Origin of the sequence: Accumulibacter sp. (assembly GCF_036625275.1) — a bacterium.
Classification (GTDB): Bacteria; Pseudomonadota; Gammaproteobacteria; order Burkholderiales; family Rhodocyclaceae; genus Accumulibacter.
The window spans coordinates 1-10,070 of sequence record NZ_JAZKUD010000119.1; the positions used below are offsets into that span (position 1 = coordinate 1).

Annotated in this window: 7 protein-coding genes and 2 pseudogenes; 3 read left to right on the top strand and 6 right to left on the bottom strand. The window is 64.2% G+C overall.

Features of this window, described 5'->3' with window-relative positions; all coding sequences use genetic code 11:
• Window positions 1-238, bottom strand: a pseudogene (locus V5B39_RS20380) (hypothetical protein); the annotation flags it as partial.
• 481 nt (window positions 239-719) lie between these two features.
• On the opposite strand from V5B39_RS20380, the gene V5B39_RS20385 reads away from it, so the two are divergent.
• The 3 genes and pseudogenes from V5B39_RS20385 to V5B39_RS20395 form a co-directional block, all read left to right on the top strand.
• A complete protein-coding gene (locus V5B39_RS20385; RefSeq protein WP_434735737.1) occupies window positions 720-1,535 on the top strand; it encodes a DUF2092 domain-containing protein in 816 nt (271 codons plus the stop codon).
• Entirely contained in the window at window positions 1,535-1,747 is a 213-nt protein-coding gene (locus V5B39_RS20390) for a hypothetical protein (protein ID WP_332344670.1), read from the top strand. The genes V5B39_RS20385 and V5B39_RS20390 overlap by 1 nt, the downstream gene beginning before the upstream one ends.
• Window positions 1,748-1,876: 129 nt before the next feature.
• A pseudogene (locus V5B39_RS20395) lies at window positions 1,877-2,155 on the top strand (RtcB family protein); the annotation flags it as partial.
• Between the two features lie 10 nt (window positions 2,156-2,165).
• Here the strand turns inward: V5B39_RS20395 and V5B39_RS20400 are convergent.
• From V5B39_RS20400 to V5B39_RS20420, 5 genes are all read right to left on the bottom strand, one after another.
• Window positions 2,166-3,914 (bottom strand): SulP family inorganic anion transporter, encoded by a 1,749-nt coding sequence (locus tag V5B39_RS20400; RefSeq protein WP_332344671.1) that lies wholly within the window; start codon window positions 3,912-3,914, stop codon window positions 2,166-2,168.
• On the bottom strand, window positions 3,911-5,344 hold the full coding sequence (locus V5B39_RS20405) for a DUF2252 domain-containing protein (protein WP_332344672.1): 1,434 nt from the start codon (window positions 5,342-5,344) through the stop codon (window positions 3,911-3,913). The genes V5B39_RS20400 and V5B39_RS20405 overlap by 4 nt, the downstream gene beginning before the upstream one ends.
• Before the next feature lie 844 nt (window positions 5,345-6,188).
• Window positions 6,189-7,403 carry a hypothetical protein gene (locus V5B39_RS20410; protein WP_332344673.1) on the bottom strand — a complete coding sequence of 405 codons (1,215 nt, stop codon included), beginning with the start codon at window positions 7,401-7,403 and terminating at the stop codon, window positions 6,189-6,191.
• Between the two features lie 292 nt (window positions 7,404-7,695).
• Window positions 7,696-8,865, bottom strand: a complete 1,170-nt coding sequence (locus tag V5B39_RS20415) for a GNAT family N-acetyltransferase (RefSeq protein WP_332344674.1) — start codon at window positions 8,863-8,865, stop codon at window positions 7,696-7,698.
• Between the two features lie 59 nt (window positions 8,866-8,924).
• On the bottom strand, window positions 8,925-10,070 hold a 1,146-nt coding region (locus V5B39_RS20420), incomplete at its 5' end, for an FAD-dependent oxidoreductase (RefSeq protein ID WP_332344675.1).

A 10,070-nucleotide genomic window follows, 5' to 3' on the forward strand; every position in this document is an offset into this window, starting at 1 on the left:
TCACCGGATGCTGCGTGTCCGACATGCCGTCACTGCAAGCCGACTCGCGAAGAAAGGCCACCAGTTCACCGCCCTTGCCGGAAGCGGGCCGGCCGCGCCATGCCCGTTCCTTCTGCGCATCGAGGCGAGTCTCGCGCCCGCGGTAGTCGAGCGGCTTTCGCTCCGGCAGCATCAGTTGTGCCCGCCCTTGCTCGCTGAATTGCAGGCTCCACGACGGCTCACTGCCAAAACAGATCAACTGCGGTCCTGCGGCAAGAGCAGCAACAGGAGCACATGCAGAAGTTGCAAGGACCAGTATTCGCACGTACGCTCTAAACATGTTTCGCCTCGTTTTCAAGCAAAATTGAGCGGGGCACTGTACCTGTGGTGCGGCACGCCAGAATCATCGACGGTTGAAAAGTCTCAAAATCATTGAAGCATTCCGGCGGTCGAGACGTGGGCGCTACGCATTTTCCTGAGCGTCGCAGCGCAAGCCTCGCGCCGGGCCTGCCCGGCTGCGATTTCCGACTCTCATTGCTACCATTGGATTTCCCATCCTTTGGATTTTCGCTACACTGGTGGTGCTGCAGGGTCACGTGCGCATGCTCCCCTGCCGTGAGTCCATCGCCAAGGTGAGTTAACATCATGCGTGGCGATCATCTGCAGGTCTGGCAAATGGGCATGCGGCGATACTGATACGCAACGATGAGCAGGACACCATTGAAGAGAGGTCGTTTGACATGACAAAACTGGTTCGAACACGGGGGAGAGTAGCTTCGGCAGGGGTATCTGCACTGGCAATGGCGCTGCTGGCGGGCATGGCGATATCGCCGAGTGCGATGGCCGGTGAGGCCGAGGCCAGAGAACTCTTGAAGGCCATGAGCACCTATATGGCGGGGCAAAAGGCCATATCGTTCGAGTACGATTCGAACCTGGAGGTCGTGACCAGGGACAAGCAAAAACTGGCGCTGGCGAGTTCGGGAACAGTTGTCCTTTCCCGGCCCGACAAGATCCGTTCCACTCGCTCGGGCGGGTTTCTCGACACCGAAACCGTCTTTGACGGCAAGACGCTGACCTTGCTCGGCAAGAACAAGAATATCTACACGCAAGTCGATATTCCGGGCTCGATCGATCATCTGGTGGACGAGTTGAAAGACAAGTACAACCGGCCGCTTCCTGCGGCTGACCTGCTGCTCACCAACGCCTACGATGAACTGATGAGCGGGGTGGTCGACGTCAAGGACCTCGGCAGCGGCGTAATAGGCGGCACCGAATGCGATCACCTGGCGTTCAGAAAAAAGGAAGTCGACCTGCAAATCTGGATCGCCCAGGGAGACCGCCCGTATCCTTGCCGATATGTCATTACGTCCAGGCTCGTTGCGAACGCCCCCCAGTACAGCATTCAGATCAGGAACTGGAAGACCGGCGGAGACAGCGCGGCTGACGCCTTCAGCTTCAAGGCACCGCCAGGGGCCAGGCAGGTAGACCTCAAGGACCTGCAGAAGATGAAGGACATGGGTGAACTGCCGAGCCACTTCGTGATGGGAGGAAAATGATGAGCGTGTCTAGGAAAGTTGGAATTCTGCTGCTGGCCAGCGTCATCGGATTTGCCGGCGCCGAACTTGGCGAACAGTTCTCCGTGCCAGGCGTTCACAGCCTGATTCCGACGGCCGAAGCCGTCGTCGGGCGCCCCCTGACACCAGTGAGCGTAGCTGGTGTGGCACGACGCACCGGGCGCCGTTGCGCTACCGGCGTCTACAACTGCTGACCGCCTGTCGGACTTGCGGTCGGGCAAGACTAACGATTTTGATAAGGTGCAAGGCGAAAGCCGGAGTCGTCGATTCCAATCAGGACGGACCGGCCGAGTGTTGCGCAAGCACGCGGTCCAGCCCGTCTTCGGATCATTCCCGGCTCGATGGGGGCCGGCAGTAACATCGTCCGTGGCCTCGGCAAGCCGAAGTCGTTGTGCTCGTGCAGCCACGGCGCCGGTCGCATCATCATCCGCAACGAGGCTCGCCGCCGCTTCACCGTCGCCGACCAGGAACTTGCCACTGCGCACGTCGAGTGCCGCAGGGACCAAGAGGTGATCGACGAAATACCGCTGGTCTACAAGGACATTGCCGCCGTGATGCAGGCGCAGCGCTCGCTGGTCGAGGTAGTGCGTACGCTGCGGTAGGTGGTGTACGTCAAGGGCTGGCGCGTCCCTGAAACTCGTCGATGACGTCAGCCACCGTGATCCTGCGGCCGAAGTAACCGATGCTTTCCTCCAGGCCTTCGGCGCGCAGGATGTCGCGCGCCGCCGCATGCGCCGCCACCAGCCGCAGGCGCACTCCAGCTGCCTTGAGTTCCTGATGCAGCTTCGCCAGCATTCGCGCACCTGCCAGATCGACCGTGGGCGAAGTGGACAGATCACATACCACCAGGCTGAGCGGCCCCGGGGTCGTGCGGATGCGCTGCCAGACGGCGTCACGCACGTGTTCGACGTTGAAGTAAAGCAGCGACGCCTCGACGCGAAACAGCAGCGCACCCGGGACGGCCTCGTTGTCCGCGTTGCGCTCGATGTCGGAGTAAACACGCTGGCTGCCAGGGATACGGCCGAGAAATGCCACATGCGGGTGCGCGGCACGCCGTATGAGCAACAACATCGAAACGAGCACCGCCACAATCACGCCCTTCAGGATGCCGAGCAGCAGCACGCCGGCGAAAGCGACCATCGAGACGCCGAATTCGAAACGGCTTACCCGCCACAGGTGACGCAATTCGCCGATATTGACCAACCCCTTGACGGCAACCAGCACGATCGCCGCGAGAACCACGTTGGGCAGGTTGTAAAGCAGCCCCGTCAGGTACAGCAGGCACAGGCCGATCGTCACCGAGGCGAAAACGAGCGCGAGCGGCGTTTTGGCGCCGGCCTTGTCGTTCACCGAGGACTGCGACAGGCCGCCGGCCACCGGGTAGGCCTGGAAGAAGCCCGCAGCCAGATTCGCCGCACCCAGGCCGAGCAACTCCTGGCGCGGATCGATCTCGTAGCCGCGCGCCTGCGCCAGAGCGCGGGCGGCGGAAACGCTTTCCACGTAGGCCAGCAACAGGCACGCGAACGCCAGCGGGATTACCCCGTCCACATCTTGTACGCGCAAATCGGGCAGTTTGAAGTCGGGCAAGCCCTGCGGCAAGGCGCCGACGATCTTGAAGCCGAGTTGGCCCAGCGGGGTCATCGACAGCACGAGAATCGAAATCACCACCACGAAGAGCGCGACCGGCCGCCCCGGCAGGAATTTCTCCCCCAGCAGTAGCACCGCGAGCGCGGCAAGACCGAAAGCGAGAACGGCGAAGTTGGTATCGGGGAGCTGGCCAGCAAGGGTGACGACGGACTCAAAGAAGCCGTGTCCGCCGCCCTGGACCCCGAACAGCTTGGGCAACTGGGTCATCGCGATGGTCAGCGCCGCGCCCGCCTTGAAGCCGAGCAGAATCGTCTCGCTGATGAAGTTGACTAGTGAACTCAGGCGAAACAGCCATGCCAGCACGCACATCACGGCGATGCACAGCGCCGTCAGCGCCGCGATGGACGCCCAGCGGCCCGGATCGCCCTGCGCCATGCCGGCGACCGTGACGCCGACGAGCATCGAGATCGCCGAGGTGGGGCCGATCGCCAGTTGGCGCGACGAGCCGAACAGCGCGTAGAACAGGCCCCCGACCAGATAGCAGTAGATGCCGTATTGCGGCGGCAGCCCGGCGAGCGAGGCGTAAGCGAGGGAAACCGGGATGCCGTAGGCTGCCAGGGTCACCCCAGCGATCGCGTCGTTGGCCAGCCACTTCGTCTGATACGCAGCGAGCCACTGCGCCGGCGGAAAGGCCGCGCGCCAGCCAGCGACCGGGACTTCGCCTGCGAGGGAAGTCACGGATCGCGATGCGTCGGTGACCGGTGTCGGACTCATGCGCTTTCTCCCACCTGTGCCTCGAGTCGCCCTTCGCGCACTGCCTTGACGAAGGCGCGGTAGTCGCGCTGATTCTGGTCGCTGTATTCGACGGCAAACTCGCAGATCGCATCGTCGAAGACGGAACTGGAACCCATATAGCCGGCGATCAGCGCCGCGTCGCCCGAGCGCGCGTGCGCGCGTGCCAGAGCGCGGGCGCACAGGCGGCCGTAGGTGGTCAGACGGTTTACCTCCCATTCCTCATATCGTTCAATGTTGGCGCTGATCTTGACGTCGCGCAACTGCCTGAAATAGTAGTCGCGGCCATTGCTTCCGGTGGTCCAGCCGAGGAACATGTCGCTCGCCCCCTGCATCAGGCGCTGCCCGGCAACGACTCGCTGGCCGTGGTTGGCGTGCAGGCTCGGGCCCGCATGGGGTTCGAGGACCGACGCCCGTGCTTCCTTGATCTGCAGGAACAGCGGGTCATTGTCGGCGGCCATGAACAGCGCGACCAGGCATTGCGTGCCGACGCTGCCGACGCCGACGACCTTTATCGCCACGTCGCACAGCTGGAAGCGGTCGAAGAGCACGCGCACGTGCTCGGGAAGCGACTCGCGGTACCGTGCCAGTCCTTCGCGGTACTGCGTCCGCATTCCCGGCGCCAGTTCCTCGCTGGGGTGAAAGATCAGTGGCGGATTGTCCTTGATCCTCGGCAGCGCTCCGTGCTGCTCCGCGAGTTTCAGGAAAACGTTCTCGACGGCGCTTTGCTCGCGCGCCTTCGCGAGCCGTCTGGCGGCGAGCTTCCTGAGCTTGGCGTCGCCGCCGGCTATCTCGGCCATCATGCGCTCCAGCGGAATGGTGTCGTACCAGACATCTAGCGCGCGCATCGACGAATAGTCGGCCATCCGCTCGCGATACGCGCGCACCGTCGCCGTCGCCGCACGTGCCGCCTCGCTTTCGTGCAGCTGCAGATACTGCGCGGCGATGACGACGCTCGCCGCCAGGCGCTTGAGATCCCACTCCCAGGGCGCCGGCAGCGTCTCGTCGAGGTCGTTGACGTCGAAGACCACCTGCCGCTCGGGCGTGGCAAAGCCGCCGAAATTCAGCAGATGTGCATCACCGCAGGCCTGCACCCGCAGACCGGAGTTCGGCGTCGACGCCAGGTCGGCCGCCATGATTGCCGCCGAACCCCGGTAAAAGGTGAACGGTGACTGCAGCATCCGGCCAAAGCGGATCGGCACCAGTTCGGGCATCCGCCCCTCGTTCGATGCAACCAGCACCTCAATCGGATCGCGTCGCTTCTTGGGTGGTTTCCATCCGCCCTGCGCTTCGCGCGGCACCGCTTCGCGCAGCGCACTCCCTTGTGCGCGCCGCTCTTGCGGAGACAGAACCGCGGCCTGGGTGTTCACGGTGGCGGTTTCCTGCTGGTCATCAAGTTTGCTCTTGGACATCTGGCCGACCCTCTGTTAGAAAAGATTCTGCATCAGTATAGGATATCCAAGGCGCTCTTGGCCGCTTCGTGAGCCCTCGCCGAAGCGTATGAGAACCTCGTCTGCCAGTTGCTCGATGCCACCTTGCACACCGACAAGCGAGACCATCGGTCTGGTCGGTTACGCGAGTGCGGGGGGCTTTACAGCCGCCCGCTACCGCTCGCCAGGCATGCGGCCAGCGCGATGGCGGGCTTCGCCATTCCTCCCCGTCTTGCCACGCCGATCCTTTGGCGCGCGTAGACGTGGACGAGCGGCCACATGAACTCGTTCCAGAGCTGGCCGTACGCGAGGAACGCCTTCGACAAGTCGTCCGAGCTGACGGCGCAACGCCTCACCGCTCTGCGCCGGCCGTCCCGATCAGTAGCCCTTGCTCTCCCAGAACTGCGGCGCACGGGCGGGCATCAGGCGTGGCAGCCATGTTGGCTTACCCAGAGGAGCAAGGGTCGCCTTCGTGCAAAGCGAATGTGCGCAGCAGGAACTGCACCGGCCGTCCGAAGGTGGTGAAGTTCAATGACCGCCACGGGCCGATGGCTGCCAGTAGCCAGAGAAATCTGAACCACTGTTGTCAATCTTATCCGGCCGTTCGCACTCAGTTCGAGCAACGGCTCGTCTGGCTGGCGGCGCCAAACCATAAGCGGTCACTGCTTCGTTCGTGGTGGGCTGACGGCAACCGACCCAGGGCAGACACTGGTGCTTCGCCGACCGGGGTCGGCAGTCGAGTGGGCAGCGGACATCCGCCGTGGCCTTGAGTTACAGATACTGTCCCCGGAATTCTAAGGTGAATATGGCATTATGGGGCGGCGCCCTACACCACCACGCCCAGCAGCAGTTTCAGCAGCTGCTCCAGCGGCATGATCGTCAGCAGCAGGGGGGCAATCGGCAGCAGCGTGGCCACCGCAAGCTGCAGCAACGCCTGGCGCGTGAACGGCACGATCTGCATCGTGCGCACCACGTTCAGCGCGTTGGTGTAATCGGCCAGCGCCGAGATATCGGGGCTGCTGACGAATGGCTGCCCAGCCGGTGCGCCTCCGCGCTGCCACTTGGTGTCGAACTCGCGCGCCAGCCGCTGCGCCAGAGCACCATAGGCGCGGTTGCCGGCCCGCTTGGCCGCCGCGAGCCGGGGCGCGAACACCAGCAGCGGGCCGACCACCAGGCACAGCATGAGCGCCACCACCATGAACACCTCGACGCTGAAGTCGGTGAGTTTCACGCCCGTGTGGAAGATCGCATCGGCCAGCACGCCGGCCACCATCGCACCATGCGCCGCGGCAAGCGGGGCCATCGCGTGTGAGACGTTGCCGAGGAATGCCAGGCCGGCTACCCCATCGGAGTGCGTCGGCAGCAGGCGCAGATCAAGGCGTGAAACCTGCCACAGGAAACGCGCCCAGACGAACAGGCGGAAGTACCAGCGCAGCAGGAGGAACTGGAACAGCGGCAGACTGACATAGGCGAGCCACCAGCCCGCCGCCGAGAACTCAGCTCCGGGACCGACAACGGGCGAGTACCAGGTTGCCGCGTCCAGCCCGATGGTTTGGCGCCAGATGCCGGATATGGCGAGGCCATACACCAGCGCGATCATCAGCACTTCGGCCGTTACCGAGTTGCGCAGCCTCATCGCCGACTGGATCGCGCCGTCGAACCGCGCGATCTCGGCTCCAGCAATGATCTCGCGCTCCAGGAACTGCGCGACTACACCACGGATGCGCAGATGCACGACCAGTTCCGCAACGACCAGCAGCGGCAGGGCTGCCAAGAAGCGTGCATGCACCGCGGCATCGCGCAGGAACGGTACGGCCACCCGCCCATCCCATGCCAGCCCCTCGACGGCAGCCGCCACCAGCAGCGGCACCCAGGTCAGCAGAACGAAGGCAGCAATGCGCCGGCCGACCAGCGTGGCAGCATCGTCCTCCAGACGGGCGCCCCGCAGCAGTTGGAACAGCGGGCCGCCCAAGACGAGTGAAAAGTCGGGCGGACTCCGTGGCGGGTCGAAGCCGGTGGAAGGTGTTGTGCTGGGATTCATGGCCTGACTCCTGTTCGCAGGTCGCCGGTCAACGCCCGGCGACCGTCATACGCTGTCTCACTCCCCACGACCCGGGTGTCGGCGGCGCGTCCGGTCGGCCCTGTAGATCCCGTATCCGACTACCCCAGTAATCGGTAGCCCACCCAAGGATAGGAAGTCCAAGCAGCTTTCGAGGAGGATAGATGACGCGGAGTGCCGCCGTCAATCGCCGATTCTGGGCGGTCGATGCACAGTTGCAACGACTCTCGAGGGGAGCGCTTGGGCACAAGCCCGATCGGCAATTGAAGACTCCTCAGCCTCCCTGCGATGGCGAGGCGTCACGCCGGAAAGGCAGATGCTCCGCCGCGTCGTCGCGATACTCGGCAACCGCCTCGCCCTGCAACGCCAGGTGACGGGCGAGCAACTGTCGCATGCCGGGGTCGCTGATCCAGTGCGCGGAGTGCACGACCGTCGGCGTGAACCCGCGCGCCAGCTTGTGTTCGCCGCCCGCTCCCGGCTCGAAGCGCCGCAGGCCCTCGCGCAGGCAATAGGCAATGCCCTGGTAGAAGCAGAGCTCGAAATGCAGGCTGTGGTAGTTGCCGGCGGAACCCCAGTAGCGCCCGAAGAGCGCGTCATCGCTGCGGAAACAGATCGCCACGGCGACCGGCAGTCCGCGATCACGGGCGATGAAGATGATCATTCGACGACCCAAAGCGGCCGCCAGATCATCGAAACAGGCAGCCGAGAAAGCGGCGTGATTGCCGAACCGGTCGAAAGTGCTGGCGTAAAGTGCGTGCAGCAGCGGCCATTCGGCGGCGTCGATCTGATCCCCGTGCCGTGTCTCGATCGAGAGCCCGCTCTCCGCGACCCTTCGCCGTTCGGCGCGGACCTTGCGGCGCTTGACCGCACTGAAAGTGGCCAGATAGCCGTCGAAGTCGCCGCAGCCGGGATCCAGCCAGTGAAACTGGATATCGCGGCTGATCAGCAGCCCCTCGTTCCGCAGCAGGTCGGTTTCTGCCCCGGTGGCCAGCGCCACATGCCAAGAAGAAGCAGCGTAACGGTTGGCCAGCGCCTTGGCAGCGTCGACCAGCGCCTGCCTGATGGCTGCCGAGTGGGGCCCTTCAGCGACCAGGATGCGAGTTCCGGCAACCGGAGTATGCGGCAGGCAGCTCATCAGTTTCGGGTAGTACTGGCGGCCGAGCTGCCGGTAAGCCGCTGCCCAGGACCAGTCATAGATGAAGTCGCCGTGCGAGTGGCTCTTGATGTACAGCGGCAGCAGGCCAACGACGGCACCGCTCTCGTCGCTGGCCACCAGATGACGAGCCGTCCAGCCCGACTCAGGGGTGGCCGCGCCGTGCCGCTCAACGATCGCCAGAAAATCGGCGTTGAGAAAGGGGTGGCCGGCCGGGCAGAGTCGCGTCCAGGCCTCGCCTGGTATGGCGCTCGCGGAAGATCTGCTGCTGACCGAGATATTCAATGGCAAGTCGGGGTCCGCGATCATTCGTGGGCTGGGAGAACGAGTCGCCGGTACTGGGCGCTCACTCAGTCCCGCAGGAGGTGGGAGTGATAACGCGACAGCATGCCGCCGGCAATCGTCTTGGCGTTGAACCCGTTCTGCAACAATACCCGCGTCGCGTAGTAGGCCCGTCCCCCGGAACGGCAGATGACATGGATATTCCGGTCGCGCGGCAACTCACCCAGGCGCGAGCGCAGTTGCCCGAGCGGGATGTGGATCGCCCCAGGCACACTTTCGACCGCCAGTTCGAACATCTCCCGCACGTCGAGCAGAACGCCGTCCCCGAGCGCATCCCAATGCGCGACCGGCATGTCGCCGCGGAGGATGTCGGCGGCGACCATGCCGGCAAAGTTCACCGGATCCTTGGCGCTGCCAAACTGTGGGGCATAGCAGAGCTCGGCCTCCTCGAGGTCATAGATCGTGGCACCCATCTGAATCGCCATGGCCAGTGCGCTGATCCGCTTGTCCACACCATCCATGCCCACCGCCTGGGCACCGAGGAGGCGGCCGTCGGATTTCCTGAACATCACCTTCATCGGAACCGGCGTGGCACCGGGGTAGTAGCCGGCATGTGAATTCGGGTAGAGATAGGTTTTTTCATAGTCGTCGTCACCGAGGCGCTTCAGCGTCTTTTCACTGGCACCTACCCAGGCGGCGGCGGCGCCAAAGAGGCCGATGATCGAAGTGCCCTGGGTACCGCGGAAGCGTGACGCGCGCCCGGCAATCACATCAGCGGCAATTCGCCCCTGGCGGTTGGCCGGGCCGGCCAGCGCAATCAGGCTCCATTCGCCAGTCACGAAATCACGGACTTCGACGACGTCGCCGACCGCGAAAATGTCCGGGTTGCTGGTGCGCATCTGTTCGTCGACGCGGATCCCGCCGCGCTCCCCGATCTCGAGGCTGGCGGTCCTGGCCAGCGTGGTATCCGGGCGAACACCGAGCGCGAGGATGACGATGTCGGCAGGGTGAGTCTTGCCGGACTTCGTGAGGACCTCGAGTGCGCCATCGGCGGCCTGGTGGAAGCCGGCCACGCCGTCATTGAGCGCCAGCCGGATGCCATGCCGCTCGACGTAGCCTTCGACAATTCGGGCCATGTCCTGGTCGAGTGGCGCCAGAAGCTGGTCGAGCATCTCGACGAGGGTGACGTCGAATCCGCGATGCACGAGGTTCTC

Coding starts and splice junctions, on each gene's coding strand:
- V5B39_RS20405 (WP_332344672.1), bottom strand. CDS start 5,344: ATGTCCAAGAGCAAACTTGATGACCAGCAGGAAACCGCCACCGTGAAC.
- V5B39_RS20400 (WP_332344671.1), bottom strand. CDS start 3,914: ATGAGTCCGACACCGGTCACCGACGCATCGCGATCCGTGACTTCCCTC.
- V5B39_RS20410 (WP_332344673.1), bottom strand. CDS start 7,403: ATGAATCCCAGCACAACACCTTCCACCGGCTTCGACCCGCCACGGAGT.
- V5B39_RS20385 (WP_434735737.1), top strand. CDS start 720: ATGACAAAACTGGTTCGAACACGGGGGAGAGTAGCTTCGGCAGGGGTA.
- V5B39_RS20390 (WP_332344670.1), top strand. CDS start 1,535: ATGAGCGTGTCTAGGAAAGTTGGAATTCTGCTGCTGGCCAGCGTCATC.